Raw genomic sequence first — 22379 nt, forward strand, 5'->3', positions numbered from 1 at the left:
CATGAGCGAGAGCAACACATCCGTTGAAATGCTGGAGCCGGTCGAGGACGTTGGCGGCGTCGCGCAACCGCTGCTCCAGGTCAACGGCCTGACCAAGCATTTCCCGGTGCGCGGCGGGCTGTTCGCCGCGAAACGCACCGTGCGCGCGGTCGACAACGTCTCCTTCTCGGTCGCGAAGGGCGAGACCGTCGGCATCGTCGGCGAATCCGGCTGCGGCAAGTCGACCACCGCGCGGCTGCTGATGCATCTGATGCCGCGCGATACCGGGGACATCATCTATGACGGCATGACCGTCGGCCAGGCGCTGTCGTTGCGCGAGCTGCGCCGCGGCATGCAGATGGTGTTCCAGGATTCCTATGCCTCGCTCAATCCGCGCCTGACGATCGAGGAATCGATCGCGTTCGGCCCGAAAGTGCACGGCATGGCCGATGGCACGGCGCGGGCGCTGGCGCGCGAGCTGCTCGGCAAGGTGGGCCTGCGGCCGGAAAACTTCGCCAACCGCTATCCGCACGAGATCTCCGGCGGCCAGCGCCAGCGCGTCAACATCGCGCGTGCGCTGGCGCTGTCGCCGCGGCTGGTGATCCTCGACGAAGCCGTTTCGGCGCTCGACAAATCCGTCGAGGCACAGGTGCTGAATTTGCTCGCCGATCTCAAGCGCGAGTTCGGCCTGACCTATCTCTTCATCAGCCACGACCTCAACGTCGTCCACTACATCAGCGATCGCGTGCTGGTGATGTATCTCGGCGAGGTCGTCGAGCTCGGCCCGGTCGACCAGGTCTGGGACAACCCTGCGCATCCCTATACGCGTGCGCTCCTTGCCGCGATGCCGTCGTCGGACCCGGATCGTCGCACCGAGAAGCCGCCGATCACCGGCGATCCGCCCAATCCGATCGATCCGCCGCCGGGTTGCCGCTTCCACACCCGCTGCGCGTTTGCGGAGCCGCTCTGCGCAAATGCAGCACCAAAGCTCACCGCGCTCGATACAATGGGCCACGAAGCCGCGTGCTACATGGCGATACCGGGATCAGGCCATAGCCGCGCGCCCGCAGAGGAAACAGCATGACAAGACCGACACCCAAAGAGATCAAGCCGATCGCGCAGATCGCCGGCGTCCCTGTTGATGACGAGATCGCGACGCGTATCTCCAATTCCATCGGACCGGCCTTCGAAGGCTTTGCGGCCATCGCCGGCACGCTGCCGTTCGATCTCGAGCCCGCGCTCTATCCGATCGCGCAGACGCAGAAGGTGTCGAAATGAGCCGTGAGCCTGCATTGATGACGCTCACCGAGGTCGCGCGCGCGATCGCGATGAAGCAGGTGTCCTCGCATGAGGTGACGCGTGCGCTGCTGCACCGCATCGCGCAGTGGCAGCCGCATCTGAACGCCTTCATGTCGGTTGAAGCCGAGTCCGCGTTGAAGGCTGCCGATGCCGCGGATGCCGAGCTCGCCAAGGGCAATGTCCGCGGTCCGCTGCACGGCGTGCCGCTCGCGCACAAGGACATGTATTACGACGCAGGCCACGTCTCGACCTGCGGCTCGCTGATCCGCCGCGACTTCGTGCCGACCGTCACGTCCACGGCCTTGCAGCGGCTGAAGGATGCCGGCCAGGTCCGCCTCGGCACGCTGCATCTGGCCGAATTCGCCTATGGCCCGACCGGCCACAACGCCCATTATGGCCCGGTGCGCAATCCCTGGAACGTCGCGCACATCACCGGCGGCTCCTCGTCGGGCTCGGGCTCGTCGGTCGCGGCGCGCCTGACGTTTGCGGCGCTCGGCTCCGACACCGGTGGTTCGATCCGCATGCCCGCGCATTTCTGCGGCGTCACCGGGCTGAAGACCACCGTCGGTCGCGTCAGCCGCGCCGGCGCGATGCCGCTGTCGCAATCGCTCGACACCGTCGGTCCGCTCGCCCGCACCGCCGAGGATTGCGCGCTGCTGCTGGCGCTGATGGCCGGTCCCGATCCCGCGGATTCGACCACCAGTCATGAGCCGCTGTCCGACTATGTCGGCGCCACCAAGGGGTCGCTCAAGGGCCTGAAGATCGGCGTGCCCGCGTCCTTCTATGTCGACGATCTCGACGGCGAGGTCGCGCGCGTGCTGGACGAGACCATCGCGGTGCTCAAGCGCGAGGGCGCCGACATCGTCACAGTCGAGCTGCCGGACCAGCGGCAATTGTCTGCGGCAAGCCAGCTCGTGCTCGCGGCCGAAGCGGCCGCCTTCCACAAGCGCTGGATGATCGAGCGTCCGCAGGACTATGGCCCGCAGGTCCTGATGCGGCTTCAGAACGGTCTCGCCGTTCCCGCCATCACCTATCTCGAAGCCATGCGCTGGCGCGGCCCCGCACTCGCCGCGCACAATGCGGCCACCGCTGGTGTCGATGCGGTCATCGCGCCGGCATCGCCGGTGCCGGCGCCGACGATCGAGGAGAGCGACGTCGGCGGCGGCCCGAACGCGCCGGCGATGGTGCAGCGGCTGACGCTGTTCACCCGCCCGGTGAATTTTCTGGGCCTGCCGTCGCTCACCATTCCCTCCGGCTTCACGAAAAGCGGCCTGCCGGTTGGCATGCAGCTGATCGGCCGCTCCTTCGATGAAGCGACCTTGCTCACCATCGGCGCCGCCTTCCAGCGCGTCACCGACTATCACGATAGGTTGCCGAAACTGCCGTCATGACAAAGCTCGTCGACATCTCAGGCCTCAACATCCGCTTCACCGGGGAGCGCACGGTCTATGCCGTGAACGATCTCAGTCTCTCGCTCGGTGACGGCGAGGTGCTGGGCCTGCTCGGCGAGTCCGGTTCCGGCAAGAGCGTGACCCTGCGTGCGCTGATGCGGCTGCTGCCGAAGAAGCGCACGCAGATTTCGGGCAAGGTCAACGTGATGGGCCGCGACGTGCTCGCCATGAACGACGAGGAGCTGTCGTCGTTCCGCGGCCAGACCGTGTCGATGATCTTTCAGGAGCCCGCGCTCGCGCTCGATCCGGTCTACACCATCGGCGCGCAGATCGCCGAAAGCGTCGTGCGCCACGAAGGCAAGAGCCTTGCGGAAGGGCGGGCGAGGGCGCTCGAAATGCTCGAGGTCGTGCGCATTCCCTCGGCCAGGCGGCGGCTGGATGCCTATCCGCACGAGATGTCCGGCGGCATGCGCCAGCGCGCGATGATCGCGCTGGCGCTCGCCTGCCGTCCCAAGATCTTGCTGGCGGATGAGCCGACCACCGCGCTCGATGCCACCGTGCAGATCCAGATCCTGCTGTTGCTGCGCGAGCTTCAGCGCGAGTTCGGCATGTCCGTCATCTTCGTCACCCACGACATAGGTGTTGCGATCGAGATCTGCGACCGTGTCGCGGTGATGTATGCTGGCCAGATCGTGGAGCAGGGGACGCTCCGCGACATCGTCCGCACGCCGGTGCACCCCTACGCCAAGGGCTTGCTCGCCTCCACCATCCACGGCGCCAAGCGCGGCGCCCGGCTGGAGACCATCCCCGGCACCCCGCCCTCGCTGGCCGAAAAGCCGAACAACTGCTCCTTCGCCCCCCGCTGCACGGTCGCCCAGCCGCGGTGTCTGGAGCAATTGCCTGCGAATGTGGAGGTCGGACCGGGCCGGGCGGCGAGGTGCGTGCTGGCGGAGCCGGTGACGGCGTCGTAGTTCGTTCTCCAGCCGTACTACATCCCCGCGCAACACTGCGCTCCCTCCCCCTTGCGGGGGAGGGCGGGGGAGAGGGGTAGCCACAAACTCAGACCTCGCCCGTGGCCACCCCTCTCCCAGGCCCTCCTCCGCAAGGGGGAGGGAATGAGAGAGCGGCGCGTCCCTCACTTCAAATCGCGCACTTCTTCAGAATCCCTCTACGACAACACCGACTTGTCACAGTTCACCTCGCACCGCCGGCCAACTGCACTCCTACTGTGCATGGGGTTGTTTTCGACATTTTTATCCGAACCGACCATTCAGACCCCATTCATCCCGGTTCCGGTTCCATGCCCCCGTTCATGGAGAGGGACTTCAACTTATGTACATTTCTGGCCAAGGCCTCATCGTCATCCTGTTCGTCGGCCTCGTCGCCGGCTGGCTCGCCGGCAAGGTGGTGCGCGGCAGCGGGTTCGGCATCATTGGCGACATCGTGATCGGCATCGCCGGCGCGTTTGTCGCAAGCTTCCTGTTCCCGAAGCTCGGCATCCATCTCGGCACCGGCCTCGTGTCCGAGATCATCTATTCCGCCATCGGCGCCATCATCCTGCTCCTGGTGGTGCGGCTGGTGCGCGGCGGCGGCCGGCTCTAGCGTCACATTGGCTCGGTGAGCCAGAACTTTCGCCTCTCCCCCGCTGGGGAGAGGCCGCGATGTCTGCTATAAAAAGCCGCAAAGACTGTGAAATACCGGACTTGCGTGCGAGGCCGTCAGGGGTAGAGGTGGCCTATCAGGGACCTGGATTAATTCGGCCGCGTTCGTCGCGGGGGAATACGATGTTAATCCGGGTCGCGTACCCCTGAACGACCTAGGAAATCAGGGGCGTTGCCCCTTACCCGAAAGAGATCAGACTGATGGCAGCCGTACCCGGCGTCCGCCGTTCAGAGCTCGGTGACGCCTTGCGTGCGTGTCGCACGGCGTTCGTCGGCGTCGGCTTGATGAGCTGCATGATCAACCTGCTCTATCTGACTGGGTCGATCTTCATGCTGGAGGTCTACGACCGGGTTCTGCCGAGCCGCAGCGTTCCGACTCTCGTCGGCCTGATCATCATCGCCAGCTTCCTCTATATGGCGCAGGGCATGCTCGACATGATCCGAAACCGGATCCTGGGGCGGATCGGCACGGCGCTCGATGAAGCCCTCAACAAGCGCGTGTTCGACACCGTCGTGCGCCTGCCGCTCCTGGTCGGCAGCCGCAACGAGGGCCTGCAGCCGCTGCGCGACCTCGACAATGTCCGCTCGTTCCTCGGCGGCATGGGTCCGAGCGCGTTCTTCGACCTGCCCTGGCTGCCGCTGTACCTGGCCATCTGCTTCGCCTTCCACGTCATGATCGGCCTCACCGCTCTGGTCGGCGCCATCATCCTGGTCGGGCTGACGCTGGTCACCGAATTCATGTCCCGCCAGCCGGCCAAGGACGCGATGGGCCTTGCCGCCCAGCGCAACGATCTCGCCGCCTCCAGCCGACGCAACGCCGAAGTCATGGTGTCGATGGGCATGACCGGCCGGATGAACCAGCGCTGGAGCGAAGCCAACGAAAAATACCTCGACGGCAATCAGCGTGCGAGCGACGTCGCCGGCGGTCTCGGTGCGGTCGCAAAAGTGCTGCGCATGATGCTGCAATCGGCCGTGCTCGCGGTCGGCGCCTATCTCGTCATCCACCAGGAGGCGACCGCAGGCATCATCATCGCCGGCTCGATCCTCTCCGCCCGCGCCCTCGCGCCGGTCGATCTCGCCATTGCGCACTGGAAATCCTTTGTCGCGGCACGTCAGAGCTGGCAGCGCCTCACGCGCCTGCTGGAGCAGATGCCGCCGCAGACGATGCCGACCCAGTTGCAGGCGCCCACCAGTCGTCTGTCGGTCGAAGGCATCGCCATGGTGCCGCCAGGCGATCAGCGCCTCATCGTGCAGGACGTCACCTTCGCGCTCACCGCCGGCAATGGCCTCGGCGTGATCGGGCCGAGCGGCTCCGGCAAATCGTCGCTGATCCGCGCGCTGGTCGGCGTCTGGCATCCGGTCCGTGGCAAGGTGCGGCTCGACGGCGCGGCGCTCGACCAGTGGGCCTCCGACATGCTCGGCCGCCACATCGGCTATCTGCCGCAGGACGTCGAATTGTTCGGCGGCACCATCGCGCAGAACATCAGCCGTTTCGATCCCGAAGCGACCTCTGACGGCATCATTTCCGCGGCGAAGGAAGCCGGCGTGCACGAGATGATCATCAAGATGCGCGAGGGCTACAACACCCAGGTCGGTGAGCAGGGCACCGCGCTCTCCGCGGGCCAGGCGCAGCGCGTGGCGCTGGCGCGTGCGCTCTACGGCAGCCCGTTCCTGATCGTGCTCGACGAGCCCAATTCCAATCTCGACACCGAAGGCGACGAGGCGCTGACCCGCGCGATCCGCAGCGCGCGCGAGCGCGGCGCCATCGTCATCGTGGTGGCGCATCGCCCGATCGGCGTCGAGGCGGTCGACCAGATCCTGGTGCTGCGCGACGGCCGTATGCAGGCGTTTGGGCCGAAGGAGCAGGTGCTTGCCCAGGTGCTTCAGCCGCGCGTGACGCCGCCGGCACCGATCAAGATCGTCAGCGAAGGCGGAGTGCCCAAGTCATGAGCACGATGGCTATCGGCGGCGGAAAGCCCGCCGCGAAGAGGACCGTGCGGGATTCCATCAGGTTTCATCTGATGCTCGGGCTGGCCATCGTGCTGGCCCTCGTCATCGGTCTCGGCGGCTGGGCGTCGACGGTGCAGATCTCGGGGGCCCTGATCGCGCCGGGCCAGGTCGTGGTCGAATCCAACGTCAAGAAGGTGCAACATCCGACCGGCGGCGTGGTCGGCGAGCTGCGTGCCCGCGACGGCGACGTGGTCAAGGCCGGCGATATCGTGGTGCGGCTCGACGACACGGTCACCAAGGCGAACCTCGCCATCGTCACCAAGAATCTCGACGCCGCGCTGGCGCGCACGGCGCGGCTCCAGGCCGAGCAGCGCGGTGTCGACAAGATCGAGTTTCCGCAATCGCTCCTCGATCGCGGCAACGATCCCGACGTCAAGAACCTGCTCTCCGCCGAAACCAAGTTGTTCGACGTCCGCGTCAATGGCCGCGCCGGGCAGAAGGCGCAGCTCCGCGAGCGTGTCCAGCAGCTCAACGAGGAGATCGAAGGACTCTCCGCGCAGGAAAAGGCCAAGGACAGGGAGATCGTCCTGGTGCAGCAGGAGCTGGTCGGTGTCCGCGATCTCTATGAGAAGCACCTGGTGCAGATCTCCCGCCTCACCACGCTGGAACGCGACAGCGCCCGCCTCAACGGCGAGCGCGCGCAATACATCGCCTCGCGCGCGCAGGCCAAGGGCAAGATCACCGAGACCGAGCTACAGATCATCCAGGTCGACAAGGACATGGTGAGCGAGGTCTCCAAGGATCTGCGCGAGACCAACGACAAGATCGGTGAAATGATCGAGCGCAAGGTCGCCGCCGAAGACCAGCTCCGCCGTGTCGACATCCGCGCGCCGCAGGACGGCATGGTGCTGCAATCGACCGTGCATACCGTCGGTGGCGTCGTCACCGCCGGCGACGCGCTGATGCTGATCGTGCCGCAGGCCGACGATCTCCAGGTCGAGGCCAAGGTCAATCCTGTCGATATCGACAAGCTCCAGATCGGCCAGAAGACGCTGCTTCGCCTGTCTGCGTTCAACCAGCGCACCACGCCGGAGCTCAACGGCGTCGTCAGCCGCGTGTCGCCCGACGTCACCACCGACCAGCGCACCGGGCAGAGCTACTACACCATCCGCGTATCGATGCCCGCGGAAGAGGTCGCCAAGCTCGGCGACTCCAAGCTGATCCCCGGCATGCCGGCGGAAGCCTTCGTCCAGACCGGCGACCGCACCATGCTGTCCTATCTGATGAAGCCGCTGCACGACCAGCTGATGCGGGCCTTCCGCGAGAAGTGACGCGCGAAAGCGCGTCGTCCCGGAGCGCGCCGCACACTCGCTGTCATCGCCCGGCTTGACCGGGCGATCCAGTATTCCAGAGGCGGCTGTGATCGAACCGGGACGCCGCGGCGTACTGGATGCCCCGGTCAAGCCGGGGCATGACAGTGGAGCGTGTGGTCCGCAAACCGCCCTTCGCTGACGATTGCCATCGTTCTTTGCTATAGTTCGACTCATGCCCAGCAACCCGGCGGTCGAACAATGCAGTCCCCACCCTCCATCGCCACCAAATCCTTCACCGACGCCGTCCTCGCCGTCGCCCGCCTCGAGGAAATCTACGAGCGCAACACGAAATTCCTGCGCGACCGGTTCGAGGCCTATGTCAACGGCGAGGCGATCACGACGCGGGTGCGGGCCTATTATCCCTTCGTCCGCGTCACCACCGCGACGTATGCGCGGCTGGACTCGCGTCTCGCCTACGGCTTCGTCGCCGGCCCCGGCGTGCACGAGACCAGCGTCACGCGGCCGGATCTGTTCCGCGCCTATCTCACCGAGCAGATCGGATTGTTGATCCAGAACCACGGCGTTCCCGTCGAGATCGGCGAATCCGCCGAGTCGATCCCGATCCACTTCGCCTATCGCCGCGACATCAATATCGAAGCCGCAATCACCACCAGCGAGAATTCCCTTGTGACGCGATCGCTGCGCGATGCGTTCGACGTGCCTGATCTCGCCACCATGGACGATTCGATCGCCGACGGCACTTTCGAGCTTCAGCCGGGCGCGCCCGAGCCGTTGTCATTGTTTCGCGCCGCCCGTGTCGATTATTCGTTGCGGCGGCTCTACCACTACACCGGAACCGATCCGGAGCATTTCCAGAATTTCGTGATCTTCACCAACTACCAGTTCTATGTCGATGCCTTCGCGCAGCTCTGCCAGCAGCGGCTGCAGTCCGGCGAGGCCGGCCTCGAAGCCTTCGTCGCGCCCGGCAATGTGAGCACGGGCAGCGGCGGCGCAACCAGCGGGGTGGCGCCTGCCCGCGCGCCGCAGATGCCGGCTTTCCATCTGGTCGCGCCTGGCTATCGCGGCATCACCCTGATCAACATCGGCACCGGCCCGTCGAACGCGCGCAACGTCACCGACCACGTTGCTGTGCTGCGCCCGCATGCCTGGCTGATGCTCGGCCATTGCGCAGGCCTGCGCAACACGCAGCGGCTCGGCGACTATGTGCTCGCCCACGGCTATGTGCGCGAGGACCACGTGCTCGACCGCGAGCTGCCGCTCTGGGTGCCGATCCCGGCATTGGCCGAGATGCAGGTCGCGCTCGAACAGGCGGTCGAGGACGTCACCGGGCTCGAAGGTTTCGAGCTGAAGCGCCTGATGCGCACGGGCACCGTCGCGAGCGTCGACAACCGCAACTGGGAGATCTCGGGGCCCGAGGTGATCCGCCGCATGTCGCAGTCGCGCGCGGTCGCGCTCGACATGGAATCGGCCGCGATCGCCGCCAACGGCTACCGCTTCCGCGTTCCCTACGGCACGCTGCTGTGCGTCTCCGACAAGCCGCTGCATGGCGAGATCAAGCTCGCGGGCATGGCCAGCGAATTCTACCGCCGCCGCGTCGGCCAGCATCTCGAGATCGGCCTGAAGGCGCTGGAGCGGCTCAAGCAGCAGGAATCGGAACGGCTGCATTCGCGAAAGCTGCGAAGCTTCGCCGAGGTCGCGTTCCAGTAAAGGACAACGTGACTGTCGTACGAACGCTGACGTCTCTGTGAGCACAGTGTCCCGGAATATCGCGGCCGACGCAGGGTTATCACGTCGTCCGGGGTCGCTTGAACAGGACAGGAGGCAGACATGATCACAGCGATGATCAGGCTCGTCACGCTCGGTACATTTGCGGCAGTACTGTTGAGCTCGCCGGCCTTTGCCGCCGGCGGCGGCGGTGGTGGTGGTGGCGGGGGCGGCATCAGCTCCACTGATCCCTATGCCGGAGCCTACGCGGATCAGAGGCTGCAGCCGCAGCCAGTCTACCCGAAGCGCTGGGGCACCAAGGCAACACACAAAGGCAGGAAGCCGAACAACCAGTCCAGTATCGGCGATCCCGCCTTCGCGGCCGGCTACCGCGTGGCTTATGACACCATCTACGAGCGAAACGACTATGCGACCGCGATCGAGCAACTAAAATCGCTCGGCCATGACGACCATCCGAACGTCGCCAACCTCATCGGTTATTCCTACCGCAAGCTCGGCGACTACGAGCAGTCGCAGGTCTGGTACGAGCGCGCGTTGAAGGCAGATCCGAACCACGTATTGACGTGGCAGTATTACGGGTTGTGGCAGCTCGAGCGGGGTAACCGCGAGCAGGCGCTCTATCATCTCAACCGGATCGCTGCCATCTGCGGGACGGATTGTGAGGAGTATCGATCGCTGGCCGCGGCACTCGACAAGCCGACCGGCACGGCGCTCGCCTACTGACGTCGGAGCCGGGCCGACCGACGGAAGCTCGCTGTTGATGAACATCGCATGACAGCGATGCCTCCTGGCGCGGGTGGTGACAAAGCGTCAGATTTTCAGCATTGTCCCGTTCGGGGGCGCGAACGGGACAATTGGATGCCGCTGTCGCGCGACAGGATCATCGGCCACGACCTCGAACGGTTGGCCTTCCGCTTCACGATGATGCGTGAGGATGAGGTCGTGCATTGCCAGATCAGCGATGCCGCGATGGACGAGCTCGCGGGCATGCAGGGCACCGAGAGCAGCGCGCGCCAGGCGCAATTCCTATCCCTGCGTGAGACCATCGAGCGGCTCGCGTCGGATATCTATGACGAAGCGCCGCGGGTCCAGGGATATGTGGTGCGGATCTTCATGCGGCATCTGGCAAGATAGCAGGGCATGCGTGCAACTCGCCACGGCTGCGAAAGGATTCATTAAGGGCAGCCTGTAGTTGCAATGGATGACGGTGACCCGGCGTGAGATGATCTCTCGCGGTAGCCCACACCAAAACTCTCACATGACCAGAAGATCAATCCTGCTGCTCCTCGTCGTCGCCCTGCTGGCCGGAAACCTGGCATATGCGAGCCTCTCCGGGCCGAGCGCGTTTGCGCGCGATTTCGATCAGAACATCGCGCGCTTCCCTTTGGCCGCGTCGATTGCCCGCAGCGATCCCGCGCTCAGGGCGGTCTTCCTTCGGGAGACCGAAGAGGCCTTCAACGAGGGCGGATGGCCCGCCGCCAATGGTGCACTCAACATGATCCTGGCGAGCGAGATGGAAGTCTATGCCGACGACGAGCACATCAATGCCCTGGACCGGGCGGAGCTGGCGACCCTCCTGAAGCTCGCGAGCAACCCGTTGGCTTGCAAGTCCTATCTGTTGGCCGGTTCCCAGCGCGGTGAGTTTACGGACGCAGCGCAAGAGGTTGCGGATCTTGGTGCGGCACATGGGGCGGCGATCGCAAACGGCTTCGAACGCAGGATGAAGGGTGTTGCCCGGACGCAGGCGAGCGACGCTGAAATCGCAGCGGTCGAAACGCAATTGCGTCTGGGGCCATTCGCGGAGCTCACCCGGCAGGAGCTTGGCGCCCAGTCGAGATACCTCGGCGGCAACGCTGCTCTGATGTGCAGCGCGGCGACCAAGAAGCAGCTCAATCTGCTTTCAATGGACAGTGCCGACTCGGCCTCCGCCTCGCGCAAGCGGAGAGCCGGGGAGTACGATATCGATATCGTAGAGGTTCGCGCGAAGCTCTGCCGCGAGCCCGGCAACGGCTTGTCCTGCTCTTAGACCGGCGCGGCGCCGGGCCGAGGGCCGCGTTACGGCTTGGCGCTTTCGGCGAAATGCTTGCGAAAGAACGCGACGACATCTGCGTGAAGCCGTCGGTGGAAATCGACGCGATCGAAATCCGGCGCATCGGTGCAGACGGCGGGCGCCTCCCGGGCGTCCTTTGGGGTGCAGGTCGCGAGGAAGGAAAAATGCCGGGCATTGTCCACGAAATGGTAGTCCGGCTTGATCGGAAGCCTTTGATTGATCGCTGCCGCACAGCATCCGGATAGACCATCGGCATTCTGCGCGGGGTCAGAACTCCACAATTGAACCGGCACTGCTATTGCTTTCAGATTCTCCTCGGGGAAGACGAACACCGGATAGGGATCGATGATGACCGCGGCCTTGACGCGCTTATCATGGGTCGTCGGCTGATCAGGAAGCTCGCCGCTTTCGAGTTGCTTGCACGCCCTCAGGCTGGAGGTCTCGCAATTCGGCAATCCCTTGCGCAGATCGGGATCGCCGCCGATGACGACAAGGCCGGTGTAGCCGCCAAACGAAAACCCGTAGAGCCCGATGCGCTGAGGATCGATGCGGGATGTGTCCGACCACCCGTCGAGCATATAGTCGATCAGCCGGCTCATGTCCGTGGGGCGCTCGACGAGAACCGAAAGACTGTCGGTGCGGCTGGTGTCACGCATGGTGTCGCCGGGATGATTGAGCGCCGCCACGACGAACCCGGCATCGGCCAAAGCCGCGGCGGTGTCATGGTGACCGCCGAACCATCCACGGCGGCCGTGCGACATCACGATGAGTGGAAGCTTTTCTCCGGTGACCGGACATGCGGGCACGGCGAAGAAGGTGGCGCCACGCGCATCCATCTCGCGAGGTGGCTCTGCACACGGAGTCCAGACCAGCAATCGGATTGCCGGTCCCGCCGGACCGGCAGGAATGTCGAAGTTTCTGACCCCGGCGGCTTGCGCCGTCGTTATCCCAAGGACGAGCAGGGTCGCGAAGACGAACGCAGGAAGTTGCATCATTGCTCCTATCGCGCCTGGGCGGTGACGCGCTTGCTCATGCGCCGGCACGACGGTCAGTCCGGCTGGAGATCGGGAGCGCGTGCGGTTCCCATGTGAGGGCGTTCACCCCTCCAGCTTCCTCAGCAACAGCTTCAGCGCCGTGGCAGCAAACATCTGCATGTTCGCAAACCGGTCGTTGTTGCCCGTCTCCAGCGTGATCACCTCCGCCGCGGGTCCCGAAACCGCCATGCAGCTGTGGCCGGCGGCATCGCCATAGCGGTTGCCGGTGGGGCCGGCGGCGCCGGTTTCGGACAGGCCCCAGTCGCAGCCGAAGCGGCTGCGCATCTGTTCGGCCAGCAGCTTTGCATAAGGCTCCGACGAGGAACGAAAGCCCTTCATTCCTTCGTCCGAAATATCCATCAGCACGCGCCTGGCATCGCGGGTGTAGACCACCGCGCCGCCGAGGAAATAGGCGGAGGCGCCGGGCACCGCGAGCAGGCTGGCCGAGATCAGGCCGCCGGTCGAGGATTCAGCCACTGCAATGGTCTGTTTGCGCGCGATTAGTCGGGCCGCAACCTGTTCCGCAATGCCGACGAGCTCTTTCATCCCTTTAACCTCTCAGTCCTCGCAACGGAGCTGTGCCTTCCTAGCATATGACAGCGGCCTTGGCCGAGTTGCGGACGACAGGCAGGCCTGCTTGAATGGTGGACAAGACAAAACGTGACGAGGAAACGTGAAGGAGACGTGATGGCGTCCCTGATCGCCGGCGGGGTGGACTGCGACGTGCATCCGGCCGTGCCGCATCTGACCAGCCTGCTGCCGTACCTCAACGACTATTGGCGCGATCAGGTGACGACGCGCGGCATGGTCGACCTTGTCTCACAATCCTATCCGCAGAACTCGCCGATCGTGGCGCGTCCCGATTGGCGGCCGGAAACCGGCAAGCCCGGCGCAAGCCTGGAGGACATGCAGCGCCATCTGCTCGATCCCTTCCAGCTTACGCACGCCATCTGCAATCCACTCTACGGCGTGCAGATGGTGTTTTCGGAAGATTTGCAGGCCGCCTTCTGCCGCGCGTTGAACGAGTGGCTGGTGAAGGAATGGCTCGATCGCGATTCACGGCTGCGTGGTTCGATCGTGATCCCCACGCAAAATGTCGAGAAAGCCGTCGCCGAGATCGAGCGCTGCGCACAGGACCGCCGCTTCGTACAGGTGCTGATGCTGGTCATGGGCGACACGCCGCTCGGCAAGCGCGCGCTGTGGCCGATCTACGAAGCGGCGGAACGGCTCCAGCTGCCCGTCGGGATTCACGCCGGTTCCGCCTATCACAATCCGCCGACTGCCGTGGGCTGGGGTTCCTATCACATCGAGGATTATGTCGGTCAGGCCCAAGCGTTCCAGACTCAGCTCACCAGTCTGATCGTCGAGGGCGTGTTCGCCAAATATCCGCGGCTGAAAATGGTGATGCTCGAATCCGGCGTCTCCTGGATCTCCCCTTTTCTCTGGCGCCTGCACAAGTTCTGGCGCGGGGTGCGAATGGAGACGCCATGGGTCGATCGCGCGCCGCTCGACATTGTGCGCAGCAACATCCGGTTCTCTTTACAGCCATTTGATGCGCCGCCGGAACCTGAGACATTAATTCGCCTGTTTGATCATATGCAGTCCGACGAATTGGTTCTATTCTCCACGGACTATCCGCACTGGCAATTCGACGGCCAGGACGCGCTGCCCGAGGGCCTCACCCCCGATCTCGTGCGCAAGATCATGATCGAAAATCCGCATGCGACCTATCCCCGCCTGACTTAGCCCGCTGCCAAAGGAGGCAAGGCGATGAATGTCCAATTCCGCGAGAGCACCGAAGCCGCTTCCCCACTGACCGTCAAAACCGCAATCGCGGACTGCGACATCCATCCGGCACGCGCCACCCGCACCGAGCTCTATCCTTATCTGGCGAAACGCTGGCAGCATCATCTCGAAGTCTACGGCGTCCATGCCTATCAGGGCATGATGGAAGGCCCGCCCTATCCGAAGGCCCAGCCCAACGCATCGCGTCGCGACGCCTATCCGCCGGAAGGCGGGCCGCAGGGCTCTTCGTTGTCCTTCATGCGGAAGCAGCTGCTCGATCCCAACAACGTGGAACTCGGCGTGCTCAATCCGCTCAACACCGGGCAGGGCATCCGCAATCACGAGCTCTCGGCGGCGCTGTGCTCGGCGATCAACGACTGGCAGATCGACAAATGGACCAGCAAGGACAAGCGTCTGAAGGCGTCCATTGTCGTCGGCAATGAGGACGGCCTGTCGGCCGCCGCCGAAATCCGCGAGCGCGCCGGCGACAAGAATTTCGTGCAGGTCCTCCTGCTCAGCCGCAATGTCGAGCCGCTCGGTCAACGCCGTTACTGGCCGATCTATCAGGCCGCGGAAGAGGCGGGGCTTCCCGTCGGCGTGCACGCTTTCGGCTTCGGCGGCAATCCGATCACGCCGTCCGGCTGGCCTTCCTATTACATCGAGGAGATGGTGGGCCACTCGCAGTGCCAGCAATCGGCGCTGGCGAGCCTTGTCTTGGAAGGTGTGTTCGAGCGCTTTCCGAAGCTGAAGATGGTGATGATCGAGGCCGGCTTCGGCTGGGCCCCGTCGCTCGCCTGGCGGCTCGACAAGGTCTGGCACCGGCTGCGCAGCGAAGTGCCGCATGTGAAGCGGCCGCCGTCGGAATATATCCGCGAGCAGGTGTGGTGGACCACGCAGCCGATGGAGGACCCGGAGCGGCGCGAGGATCTGTTCGACGTCATCAAATGGATCGGCTGGGACCGACTGCTGTTCGCGACCGACTATCCGCATTGGGACTATGACGAGCCGTCGCGCGTGCTGCCGGCGGGCGTCAGCGACGCCAACCGCGAAGCGTTCTATCTCGGCAATGCGCGCAAGCTCTATGGGATAGCCGCATGATCCGGAAAAGTGTGAAGCGGTTTTCCGATCAGATCATGCGGAAGACATAAGCATGGCGCGGCACGTGATTGCGGCGGTGGATGAGCTTCCGCCGGGCACGCGAAAATTTCTGGAGATCGACGGACGGCCGATCGCGGTCTTCAACATCAAGGGCGAGTATTTCGGCCTGATGAACCGCTGCCCGCATCAGGGCGCCGCGCTGTGCGAGGGCCCGCTGATCGGGCTCGCGCAATCAAAGGATCCCGGCGAGATCGAATACACCAAGCTCGGCGAGATCATCCGCTGCCCCTGGCACGGTTGGGAGTTCGACATCCGCACCGGCCAGTCCTATTGCGACCCCCGCCGCTTCCGCGTGAAGGCCTATCCGGCGCATGTCGAGCCGGGTGCGAGCGTGGTGAAGGGCCCGTATGTCGCCGAGACCATCCCGGTGAAGGTCGAGAGCGATTACGTGGTGGTGGAGCTTTAGGTTACTGTCATTCCGGGGCGATGCGAAGCATCGAGCCCGGAATCCATCGTGCCGCAAGAATGTTGGGAGAAATGGATTCCGGGTTCGCCTCTTCGAGGCGCCCCGGAATGACCATCAGTGGCTCACCGCCGGCGCCGCTTCACCGGTCGCATCGTACGTCGTCACCGCTTGGCGGCCACCGCGATAGACGATGGATGCGGCAATGATGCCAAGCGCAGCGGCGAACATCAGCCAGAAGCCGGGTGAGGCTTTGTTGCCGGTGTAGTCGATCAGCAAGGTCGAGGCGAATGGCGTGAACGTGCCGAACAGCGCAGCGGCGAGCGCGAAGGCCAGCGAGAAGCAGGTGGTGCGGACATGCGCCGGCACGATCTCGACGAGAGCACCGAGCATGGTGCCGCTGTACATGCCGAAATAGAACGAGAACAACATCTCGACCGCGAGCAGTTTGCCGAAAGTCGGCGCGGCGACCAGCCAGGACAGTGCCGGGTAGGCGGTGACGAGCGCCAGGCCGGCGATGGCGAGCAGTACCGGCTTGCGGCCGATGCGATCGGACAGCGCGCCGCCGACGGGATTCCAGAAGAAGTTGGTCACGGCGACGAGCAGCGTCACCAGCAGTGCGTCCTGCGTCGAGAGCTTCAGCACCGTCTTGCCGAAGGTCGGCGTGTACACGGTGACGAAGTAGAATGTCGTCGTGGTCAGGACCGCGATCATCATGCCGAGGATGACGATGCGCCAGTTGGCGAGCGCGGAGGCGAACACCTCGTTTGCCGTCGGGTGCTTCTTCATGGCGAGGAAGGCCGGCGTTTCCTCGAGCGTCCGCCGCAGCATGAAGATCAGGGGAATGATGAGGCAACCGACGAAGAAGGGAATGCGCCAGCCCCAGGCGGTCACGACGTCCGCCGGCATCACCTCGGACAGGATGAAGCCGAGGATCGAGGCCACGAAGATCGCGACCTGCTGGCTCGACGACTGGAACGAGGTGTAGAAGCCGCGATTGCCGGGCGTGGAGATTTCCGCGAGATAGACCGAGACGCCGCCGAGCTCGACGCCGGCGGAGAAGCCCTGCAGCAGGCGGCCGATCAGCACGATGACGGGCGCGGCGATGCCGATGGTCGCATAGCTCGGGCAGAAAGCGATCACGACGGTGCCGATCGCCATGATGCCGAGCGTGACGATCAGGCCCTGGCGGCGGCCGATGCGGTCGATGTAGGCGCCGAGCACGATCGCGCCGACGGGGCGCATCAAGGCGCCGAGCCAGAACACGCCGAAAGTGTTGAGCAGCGACGCCGTCTCGTTGGTGGAGGGGAAGAACGCCTTGCCGATCGCGGCGGCATAGAAGCCGAACAGGAAGAAATCGAACTGCTCGAGAAAATTGCCTGATGTGGCGCGCAGGATCGCGCCGATGCGCGACTTGATCTCGGGCGGATTGGTTGCTGGTCCAGCCATGACGTTACTCCCCTGGAAGGCGCGGCCGGACCGGAACTCATTCCACGGCAAGGCAGCAGATTGCCTGCTGCGACAATCTGTCCTACCCCTCTCGCGCGGGGCGCGGCGAGTCAATCGATTTCACCGCGGAAGCTGATGATTTTTCAGGCTTTATTCTGCGTTGCAGCGATCATCCACTCGCGGAACGCGGCCAGCTTCGGCGCCTCGCGCCGGCCCTCCGGCGCGACCAGGTAGAAGCCCGCATCGGCCGGCAGCGCGATCTTGAAGGGCACCACGAGCCGGCCCTTGGCGATGTCGTCCTGGACGTAGGAGGTCCGGCCCATCGCCACGCCGATGCCGTCGATTGCGGCCTGGATGGTCATGAAGATCATGTCGAAGGTGATGCCGGGCTGCCTGGCGATGTCGCCCGGAAGGCCGGCCGCCGTCAGCCATAGCCGCCAGTCATCGCTGTTGGCATTGGAGGTGTGCAGCAGCGGATAGCCTTTGAGATCCTCAGGCTGGCGCAGCGGCTTGTCGCCGCGCAGCAGCGACGGACTGCACACCGGAAACAGCTCGTCCGCCATCAGCCAGTCGGCGCGCAGGCCCGGCCATTGACCGCGGCCATAGCGAATCGCGGCATCGACATTGTCGCGCTGGAAATCGACGAGGCTGGTCGAGGTGGTGATGCGGACGTCGATGCCGGGGTGCTGCTCCTGGAAATCGGTCAGCCGCGGCAGCAGCCATTTCGCAGCGAGCGATGCCAGCGTCGAGACGGTCAGCACCTTGTCGTCGTCCTTGCGCAGCAGCCGGTCGGTCGCAAGGCGGAGGTCATTGAAGGCGGCGCGGACGCCCGGCAAATAGTCGCGCGCTTCCGGCGTCAGCGCCAGCGCGCGGTTCTGCCGGACGAACAGGCGGATGCCGAGCTCCTCCTCGAGCCGCCGGATCTGATGGCTGATCGCGGTCTGGGTCACGTTCAGCTCGGACGCGGCCAGCGTGAAGCTGAGATGGCGCGCGGCGGCCTCAAAGGCCCGCAATCCGTTCAGGGAGGGCAATCTGGCAGTCATCTGGCAGCAGGATGCATGACGTTATTTCATGCGAAGGGGTACAAATTGTCGTTTGTCGCAACGCGGTAGCAAGCAGATATTAGCGGTCAAGTTAGCTCGAGGAGCTGAAAATGTCTACTTTGACCCACAATTCGATGACAAATCATCATGCACCCGGCCTGATCCAGCAGATCGGCGAGACGCTTCACGTCTGGCACGAGCGCTACCGGACCCGCCGCGAACTGACCCACTGGACGGCCCGCGATCTCCACGACGTCGGCCTGTCCTGGACCGACATCGCCTACGAGGCTGACAAACCCTTCTGGCGGGCCTGATTGGCCGCCAGGCCGGCGCCGCCTGATCACAGGGGCGCCGGCGGTCCCTCTTTCCGCAGGGCTCGTGTCATGAGCACTCTTCGCCTCGAAGATCTGAAGCAATATTCGGACGTGCTGCGCACCCGGCAGGGTGAGGCGATCAACATCCGCTTCGTCGAGCCGCGCGACACCGAGGAGCTTCAGCACTATTTCCGCTCGCTCTCGACCCGCTCCCGCTACAACCGCTTCTTCGGTGCGATCAGCGAATTGCCAAAGGGCCTGCTGAGCGAATTCCTCGATGTCGGCGCGCGCGAACGCTTCACTGTTGTCGCGACGAAGATGGTCGACGGCTTCGAGACCATCGTCGCCGAGGCGCGCTACGCCTTCCATGCCGAGACCTCCACACTCGAGTTCGGCCTGTCGGTCGACGACCGCTGGCAGGGCCACGGCATCGCCACTGCGCTGATGAAGAATCTCGAGTGCCGCGCGGCTGCGCTCGGTGCCGAGCACATGTTCGGCGACACGCTACGCTCCAACGAGACCATGATCTCGCTCGCCCGCAAATCCGGTTTCGCTTTCGTCAATCATCCCGACGACTGGAAGCTGGTGCGCTTCGATAAGGAGATCAACGTCGCACCGAAAGATATTCCCTGCGCGAGCTGGCGCCTCGCCGCCCTTTCCCGTCAGGCCGACAGCCCCTCAGCCTCGGCCTGACACCACTCCGAGCCCGGCCTGGTCATCCAGAGCCGGGCCTTTTTTTGCCTTCGCTCAAGCGCCGTCATTGGTGAAGTCGGTCGAGGTCGCGACCGATCGCCATCCCGCCAGCTCCCGCGCAACGAAGAGGTTCTTTGCCTCGATCCGCTCCACCGTGTCGCTGCCGAGCGGCAGGCGCAGCGGCGGGTTCTTGGCATCGACCAGCGTCAGGAAGGCCTGCGCCAGCTTGCGCGGATCGCCGCGCTGGCCGTGGTTGAATTCGGCGGCGTGAGCGCGGGTCTTGCCGACACTCTCGTGATAGTCGTCGATCACCTGCGCGGTGCGCGACAGCGAGGTGTCGTCGAGGAAGTCGGTGCGGAAGAAGCCCGGCTCGACCACGGTGACCTTGATGCCGAGCGGCGCCACTTCGCCGGCCAGCGCTTCGCTGATTCCCTCGACCGCGAACTTGGTCGCGCCATAGACGCCCCAGCCGGGATAACCGGTGTAACCGCCGACCGACGAGATGTTGATGACGTGGCCGGAACGCTGGCGGCGCATATGCGGCAGCACCGCGCGGGTGACGCCGAGCAGGCCGAATACATTCGTGCCGAACAGCTTTTGCGTCTCAGCGCCGCTGGCCTCCTCGATCGCGCCGAGCAGGCCGTAGCCGGCATTGTTGACCAGGATATCGATGCGCCCGAAGCGCTTCACAGCCTGGCCCGCCGCCTCATGCGCCTCGGCCTCGCTGGTGACGTCGAGCCGGGTCGCGAGCAGGCGCTCGTGGCTGCCGAGGCGCGCGGTGACAGTGGACGGATCGCGCGCGGTCGCGACCACCGCATCGCCGGCCTTCAAGGCGGCCTCGGCGATCAAAGCGCCAAATCCGCGGGATGCTCCTGTGATGAACCAGACACGCATGATGTTGCCCTTTCCATTTTGGCCCCGACGATGTGCGGAAGCCGATGGGCAAGGTGTAGCGGCTCGCCATAGCTGAGATAATCTGCTATATATTCCGCAAGCTCTTGAGCCAAATTCATTAATGCGGATTGACCCGTCCGACCTCGCGACCTTCCTCGCCATTGCCCGCCACCGCAGTTTTCGCGCGGCGGCGACCGAGCTCGGCGTGACGCCATCGGCGCTGTCCCACGCTTTGCGCAATGTCGAAGAGCGGCTCGGTCTGCGCCTCGTCAACCGCACCACCCGGAGCGTCGCGCTCACCGAGGCCGGCGAACGTCTGTTTGCCCGCATCACGCCGGCCTTTCGCGATATCGACGACGCGCTCGAGGACCTCAACAATTTCCGCGGCAAGCCCGCCGGCACGCTGCGCTTCACCGCCGCCCGCCAGTCCGCGCAGCTGGTACTGCTGCCGATCGTGACGCGTTTCCTGAAATCATTCCCCGACGTCAGCGTCGAAATCGTCATCAACGACGCCCTGATCGACATGGTCGCGGCCGGCTTCGATGCCGGCGTGCGTTTCGGCGAGACCATTGCCGCCGACATGATTGCGGTCCCGATCGGCCCGCGGCACCGTTTTGCCGTGGTCGGCACGCCCGGGTTCTTCAAATCGCGCAAGCCGCCCACCACGCCGCGCGACCTGAAAGGCCTGCCCTGCATCCGCTACCGTTTCACCTCAGGCGCGCTCTATCATTGGGAATTCGAGCGCGGCGGCATCGAGCTCGCGATCGACGTCGCGGGACCGCTGACGATGAACGACCAGGATCTGATGGTCGATGCGGCGCTCGACGGCGCTGGGCTTGCCTACGTGTTTGAGGCGCAGGTCGAAGCGCTGCTCGCCAAGCGTAAGCTGGTTCGCGTGCTCGCCGACTGGTGCCCGGCCTATCCCGGCTTCTTCCTGTACTATCCAAGCCGTCGCCAATTGCCCGCAGCGCTGCGCGCATTCGTGGATTTTGCGAGGGCGCCCGCCAAGTAGTGAGCTGCGTAGCCCGGATGGAGCGAAGCGCAATCCGGGATTCGTGCCACGTGCGCCAGCGGCCCCGGATTACGCTCCGCTCCATCCGGGCTACGGACCTACTACGAGGACGGAGGAGCGAACCTTACTCCTCCGCAATCCAGATACCCCGGTCGCTCAAAGCGGTCAGTACGGCCTCGATGTCTTCCGGTTCCAGCCTGGTGGACGGCATCAGTTCGTTCAGTTGATCGAACGTGACATACCCAGTCTTCTCCGCCAGCAGCGCGGCTTTCCGCACAATCTCAGACCAATCCATTCAGCCCTCCTGAAAATGGGGTACCTACTCTATGGAATGATCTGATGGTCTTGGCTGCGTAGCCCTACTTCCCCGTAAACACCGCCTTGCGCTTCTCGATGAAGGCCTGCACGGCTTCCCTGTGATCAGCAGTCGTGGTCAGGCGGATCAGCCGTCCGGCTTCGTGGTCGCGAGCGGTCTCGAAATCGAACAACAGCGCCTCGTCGAGATTGTCCTTCATGTAGCGCAGCGCCTGACGCGGGCCTTCGGCGAGCGACTTGGCCAGCGCAAAGGCCTCGTCTTGCAGCCTGTCGTCGGGTACGACGCGGTTGACGAGGCCGATGGCCTCTGCGCGCGCGGCGTCGACGCGATCACCGGTGAACAGCAGTTCGCGGGCCCGCGCGGTGCCGACCAGCCGGGTCAAGAGCCAGGCGATGCCGTAGTCGCCGCTCAGCGCGATGCGGGCGTAGCCGGTGGCGACGAAGGCCGATTGCGCGGCGATGCGGATGTCGCAGGCCATGGCAATGGCGAGCCCGGCGCCGACCGCGGGGCCGGGCAGGGCGGCGATGGTCGGCTTGCGTACCGACACCAGCGCGCCGGTGAGCAGCCGCTGCCGCTCCTGGAGGTCGGCGACCTTGTCGTCAAACGACATCTCGAGCTTCTTGGGATCGCGATGCGCGCCCATGCCCTTGACGTTGCCGCCGGCACAGAAGGCCGCGCCCGCGCCGGTGATCAGAAGCGCGCCGACTTCGGGGCTCTCGCCGCAGGTGCGGATCATCGTCCGCAGCGCCGGCGTCAAGGTGTCCGACAGCGCGTTGCGCGCCTCCGGCCGGTTCAGCGTGATCACCGCGACGCGGTCGCGGATGACGCAGAGGAGTTCGTTGGTGCCGGTATCGATGGTGGTTTCGGTGGTCATATTTCCCGCCCTTGT

Annotated in this window: 24 protein-coding genes; 17 read left to right on the forward strand and 7 right to left on the reverse strand. The window is 64.8% G+C overall.

Annotated elements, in window-relative coordinates:
• Nucleotide 1 precedes the first annotated feature (1 nt).
• From AB7Z56_RS04670 to AB7Z56_RS04720, 11 genes are all read left to right on the forward strand, one after another.
• A complete protein-coding gene (locus AB7Z56_RS04670; protein ID WP_063980819.1) occupies nt 2-1063 on the forward strand; it encodes an ABC transporter ATP-binding protein in 1062 nt (353 codons plus the stop codon).
• Nucleotides 1060-1257 carry a hypothetical protein gene (locus AB7Z56_RS04675; protein ID WP_018321359.1) on the forward strand — a complete coding sequence of 66 codons (198 nt, stop codon included), beginning with the start codon at nt 1060-1062 and terminating at the stop codon, nt 1255-1257. The genes AB7Z56_RS04670 and AB7Z56_RS04675 overlap by 4 nt, the downstream gene beginning before the upstream one ends.
• The gene (locus tag AB7Z56_RS04680; RefSeq protein ID WP_063980820.1) at nt 1254-2669 is read left to right on the forward strand and encodes an Asp-tRNA(Asn)/Glu-tRNA(Gln) amidotransferase GatCAB subunit A; all 1416 of its coding nucleotides are present in this window, start codon (nt 1254-1256) and stop codon (nt 2667-2669) included. Before AB7Z56_RS04675 ends, AB7Z56_RS04680 begins: the two co-directional genes overlap by 4 nt.
• Nucleotides 2666-3640: an ABC transporter ATP-binding protein gene (locus tag AB7Z56_RS04685; RefSeq protein ID WP_063980821.1), complete on the forward strand. Its 975-nt coding sequence runs from the start codon at nt 2666-2668 to the stop codon at nt 3638-3640. The genes AB7Z56_RS04680 and AB7Z56_RS04685 overlap by 4 nt, the downstream gene beginning before the upstream one ends.
• Before the next feature lie 361 nt (nt 3641-4001).
• Entirely contained in the window at nt 4002-4271 is a 270-nt protein-coding gene (locus tag AB7Z56_RS04690; protein WP_063980822.1) for a GlsB/YeaQ/YmgE family stress response membrane protein, read from the forward strand.
• Nucleotides 4272-4531: 260 nt separating this feature from the next.
• On the forward strand, nt 4532-6280 hold the full coding sequence (locus AB7Z56_RS04695; protein ID WP_063980823.1) for a type I secretion system permease/ATPase: 1749 nt from the start codon (nt 4532-4534) through the stop codon (nt 6278-6280).
• Entirely contained in the window at nt 6277-7611 is a 1335-nt protein-coding gene (locus AB7Z56_RS04700) for an HlyD family type I secretion periplasmic adaptor subunit (protein WP_063980824.1), read from the forward strand. Before AB7Z56_RS04695 ends, AB7Z56_RS04700 begins: the two co-directional genes overlap by 4 nt.
• A gap of 240 nt (nt 7612-7851) precedes the next feature.
• Nucleotides 7852-9321, forward strand: coding sequence for an AMP nucleosidase (locus AB7Z56_RS04705; protein ID WP_063980825.1), 1470 nt, complete (start codon nt 7852-7854; stop codon nt 9319-9321).
• A gap of 120 nt (nt 9322-9441) precedes the next feature.
• Nucleotides 9442-10062 carry a tetratricopeptide repeat protein gene (locus AB7Z56_RS04710; RefSeq protein WP_063980826.1) on the forward strand — a complete coding sequence of 207 codons (621 nt, stop codon included), beginning with the start codon at nt 9442-9444 and terminating at the stop codon, nt 10060-10062.
• A 135-nt stretch (nt 10063-10197) separates the two neighbouring features.
• On the forward strand, nt 10198-10473 hold the full coding sequence (locus AB7Z56_RS04715; protein WP_063980827.1) for a DUF1488 family protein: 276 nt from the start codon (nt 10198-10200) through the stop codon (nt 10471-10473).
• Between the two features lie 67 nt (nt 10474-10540).
• Nucleotides 10541-11365, forward strand: a complete 825-nt coding sequence (locus AB7Z56_RS04720) for a hypothetical protein (protein ID WP_187387913.1) — start codon at nt 10541-10543, stop codon at nt 11363-11365.
• A 29-nt stretch (nt 11366-11394) separates the two neighbouring features.
• Here the strand turns inward: AB7Z56_RS04720 and AB7Z56_RS04725 are convergent, their stop codons facing one another.
• Nucleotides 11395-12381, reverse strand: a complete 987-nt coding sequence (locus tag AB7Z56_RS04725; protein WP_063986062.1) for an alpha/beta hydrolase family protein — start codon at nt 12379-12381, stop codon at nt 11395-11397.
• Between the two features lie 105 nt (nt 12382-12486).
• Nucleotides 12487-12969, reverse strand: a complete 483-nt coding sequence (locus AB7Z56_RS04730) for a CinA family protein (protein WP_063980829.1) — start codon at nt 12967-12969, stop codon at nt 12487-12489.
• 141 nt (nt 12970-13110) lie between these two features.
• Between AB7Z56_RS04730 and AB7Z56_RS04735 the strand changes: the two genes are divergently transcribed.
• The 3 genes from AB7Z56_RS04735 to AB7Z56_RS04745 are packed head-to-tail and all read left to right on the forward strand — an operon-like array spanning nt 13111 to nt 15772.
• Entirely contained in the window at nt 13111-14169 is a 1059-nt protein-coding gene (locus AB7Z56_RS04735; RefSeq protein WP_063980830.1) for an amidohydrolase family protein, read from the forward strand.
• A 24-nt stretch (nt 14170-14193) separates the two neighbouring features.
• Nucleotides 14194-15306, forward strand: coding sequence for an amidohydrolase family protein (locus AB7Z56_RS04740; protein ID WP_063980831.1), 1113 nt, complete (start codon nt 14194-14196; stop codon nt 15304-15306).
• A 52-nt stretch (nt 15307-15358) separates the two neighbouring features.
• Nucleotides 15359-15772: a Rieske (2Fe-2S) protein gene (locus tag AB7Z56_RS04745; protein WP_028149261.1), complete on the forward strand. Its 414-nt coding sequence runs from the start codon at nt 15359-15361 to the stop codon at nt 15770-15772.
• Nucleotides 15773-15886: 114 nt separating this feature from the next.
• On the opposite strand, the gene AB7Z56_RS04750 is transcribed toward AB7Z56_RS04745, so the two are convergent.
• Complete coding sequence (locus AB7Z56_RS04750; RefSeq protein WP_063980833.1) at nt 15887-17218, reverse strand: MFS transporter; 1332 nt, start codon at nt 17216-17218, stop codon at nt 15887-15889.
• A 143-nt stretch (nt 17219-17361) separates the two neighbouring features.
• Nucleotides 17362-18261: a transcriptional regulator GcvA gene (locus AB7Z56_RS04755; protein ID WP_063980834.1), complete on the reverse strand. Its 900-nt coding sequence runs from the start codon at nt 18259-18261 to the stop codon at nt 17362-17364.
• 110 nt (nt 18262-18371) lie between these two features.
• Here AB7Z56_RS04755 and AB7Z56_RS04760 point away from each other — a divergent pair, with 110 nt between their 5' ends.
• Both AB7Z56_RS04760 and AB7Z56_RS04765 read left to right on the forward strand, forming a co-directional pair.
• Nucleotides 18372-18575 carry a DUF1127 domain-containing protein gene (locus AB7Z56_RS04760; protein WP_063980835.1) on the forward strand — a complete coding sequence of 68 codons (204 nt, stop codon included), beginning with the start codon at nt 18372-18374 and terminating at the stop codon, nt 18573-18575.
• Nucleotides 18576-18644: 69 nt separating this feature from the next.
• The gene (locus AB7Z56_RS04765) at nt 18645-19268 is read left to right on the forward strand and encodes a GNAT family N-acetyltransferase (protein ID WP_063980836.1); all 624 of its coding nucleotides are present in this window, start codon (nt 18645-18647) and stop codon (nt 19266-19268) included.
• Nucleotides 19269-19322: 54 nt separating this feature from the next.
• On the opposite strand, the gene AB7Z56_RS04770 is transcribed toward AB7Z56_RS04765, so the two are convergent.
• Complete coding sequence (locus tag AB7Z56_RS04770) at nt 19323-20162, reverse strand: oxidoreductase (protein WP_063980837.1); 840 nt, start codon at nt 20160-20162, stop codon at nt 19323-19325.
• Between the two features lie 121 nt (nt 20163-20283).
• Here AB7Z56_RS04770 and AB7Z56_RS04775 point away from each other — a divergent pair, with 121 nt between their 5' ends.
• The gene (locus AB7Z56_RS04775) at nt 20284-21174 is read left to right on the forward strand and encodes a LysR family transcriptional regulator (RefSeq protein WP_063980838.1); all 891 of its coding nucleotides are present in this window, start codon (nt 20284-20286) and stop codon (nt 21172-21174) included.
• A gap of 124 nt (nt 21175-21298) precedes the next feature.
• Here the strand turns inward: AB7Z56_RS04775 and AB7Z56_RS04780 are convergent, their stop codons facing one another.
• Both AB7Z56_RS04780 and AB7Z56_RS04785 read right to left on the reverse strand, forming a co-directional pair.
• Nucleotides 21299-21469: an RNA polymerase sigma factor region1.1 domain-containing protein gene (locus AB7Z56_RS04780; protein ID WP_063980839.1), complete on the reverse strand. Its 171-nt coding sequence runs from the start codon at nt 21467-21469 to the stop codon at nt 21299-21301.
• Nucleotides 21470-21533: 64 nt separating this feature from the next.
• A complete protein-coding gene (locus tag AB7Z56_RS04785) occupies nt 21534-22364 on the reverse strand; it encodes an enoyl-CoA hydratase (RefSeq protein WP_063980840.1) in 831 nt (276 codons plus the stop codon).
• Between the last annotated feature and the right edge of the window lie 15 nt (nt 22365-22379).

Origin of the sequence: Bradyrhizobium sp. 482_C4_N1_8 (assembly GCF_052075965.1) — a bacterium.
GTDB lineage: Bacteria > Pseudomonadota > Alphaproteobacteria > Rhizobiales > Xanthobacteraceae > Bradyrhizobium > Bradyrhizobium barranii.

What these genes read in the sequence shown, in the direction of transcription:
- AB7Z56_RS04705 (WP_063980825.1), top strand. Translation starts at nt 7,852, where the DNA reads ATGCAGTCCCCACCCTCCATCGCCACCAAATCCTTCACCGACGCCGTC.
- AB7Z56_RS04675 (WP_018321359.1), top strand. Translation starts at nt 1,060, where the DNA reads ATGACAAGACCGACACCCAAAGAGATCAAGCCGATCGCGCAGATCGCC.
- AB7Z56_RS04730 (WP_063980829.1), bottom strand. Translation starts at nt 12,969, where the DNA reads ATGAAAGAGCTCGTCGGCATTGCGGAACAGGTTGCGGCCCGACTAATC.
- AB7Z56_RS04780 (WP_063980839.1), bottom strand. Translation starts at nt 21,469, where the DNA reads ATGGATTGGTCTGAGATTGTGCGGAAAGCCGCGCTGCTGGCGGAGAAG.
- AB7Z56_RS04765 (WP_063980836.1), top strand. Translation starts at nt 18,645, where the DNA reads ATGAGCACTCTTCGCCTCGAAGATCTGAAGCAATATTCGGACGTGCTG.
- AB7Z56_RS04760 (WP_063980835.1), top strand. Translation starts at nt 18,372, where the DNA reads ATGTCTACTTTGACCCACAATTCGATGACAAATCATCATGCACCCGGC.
- AB7Z56_RS04785 (WP_063980840.1), bottom strand. Translation starts at nt 22,364, where the DNA reads ATGACCACCGAAACCACCATCGATACCGGCACCAACGAACTCCTCTGC.
- AB7Z56_RS04715 (WP_063980827.1), top strand. Translation starts at nt 10,198, where the DNA reads ATGCCGCTGTCGCGCGACAGGATCATCGGCCACGACCTCGAACGGTTG.
- AB7Z56_RS04770 (WP_063980837.1), bottom strand. Translation starts at nt 20,162, where the DNA reads ATGCGTGTCTGGTTCATCACAGGAGCATCCCGCGGATTTGGCGCTTTG.
- AB7Z56_RS04775 (WP_063980838.1), top strand. Translation starts at nt 20,284, where the DNA reads ATGCGGATTGACCCGTCCGACCTCGCGACCTTCCTCGCCATTGCCCGC.
- AB7Z56_RS04690 (WP_063980822.1), top strand. Translation starts at nt 4,002, where the DNA reads ATGTACATTTCTGGCCAAGGCCTCATCGTCATCCTGTTCGTCGGCCTC.
- AB7Z56_RS04720 (WP_187387913.1), top strand. Translation starts at nt 10,541, where the DNA reads ATGACGGTGACCCGGCGTGAGATGATCTCTCGCGGTAGCCCACACCAA.
- AB7Z56_RS04740 (WP_063980831.1), top strand. Translation starts at nt 14,194, where the DNA reads ATGAATGTCCAATTCCGCGAGAGCACCGAAGCCGCTTCCCCACTGACC.
- AB7Z56_RS04695 (WP_063980823.1), top strand. Translation starts at nt 4,532, where the DNA reads ATGGCAGCCGTACCCGGCGTCCGCCGTTCAGAGCTCGGTGACGCCTTG.
- AB7Z56_RS04710 (WP_063980826.1), top strand. Translation starts at nt 9,442, where the DNA reads ATGATCACAGCGATGATCAGGCTCGTCACGCTCGGTACATTTGCGGCA.
- AB7Z56_RS04750 (WP_063980833.1), bottom strand. Translation starts at nt 17,218, where the DNA reads ATGGCTGGACCAGCAACCAATCCGCCCGAGATCAAGTCGCGCATCGGC.
- AB7Z56_RS04670 (WP_063980819.1), top strand. Translation starts at nt 2, where the DNA reads ATGAGCGAGAGCAACACATCCGTTGAAATGCTGGAGCCGGTCGAGGAC.
- AB7Z56_RS04725 (WP_063986062.1), bottom strand. Translation starts at nt 12,381, where the DNA reads ATGCAACTTCCTGCGTTCGTCTTCGCGACCCTGCTCGTCCTTGGGATA.
- AB7Z56_RS04680 (WP_063980820.1), top strand. Translation starts at nt 1,254, where the DNA reads ATGAGCCGTGAGCCTGCATTGATGACGCTCACCGAGGTCGCGCGCGCG.
- AB7Z56_RS04685 (WP_063980821.1), top strand. Translation starts at nt 2,666, where the DNA reads ATGACAAAGCTCGTCGACATCTCAGGCCTCAACATCCGCTTCACCGGG.
- AB7Z56_RS04735 (WP_063980830.1), top strand. Translation starts at nt 13,111, where the DNA reads ATGGCGTCCCTGATCGCCGGCGGGGTGGACTGCGACGTGCATCCGGCC.
- AB7Z56_RS04755 (WP_063980834.1), bottom strand. Translation starts at nt 18,261, where the DNA reads ATGACTGCCAGATTGCCCTCCCTGAACGGATTGCGGGCCTTTGAGGCC.
- AB7Z56_RS04700 (WP_063980824.1), top strand. Translation starts at nt 6,277, where the DNA reads ATGAGCACGATGGCTATCGGCGGCGGAAAGCCCGCCGCGAAGAGGACC.
- AB7Z56_RS04745 (WP_028149261.1), top strand. Translation starts at nt 15,359, where the DNA reads ATGGCGCGGCACGTGATTGCGGCGGTGGATGAGCTTCCGCCGGGCACG.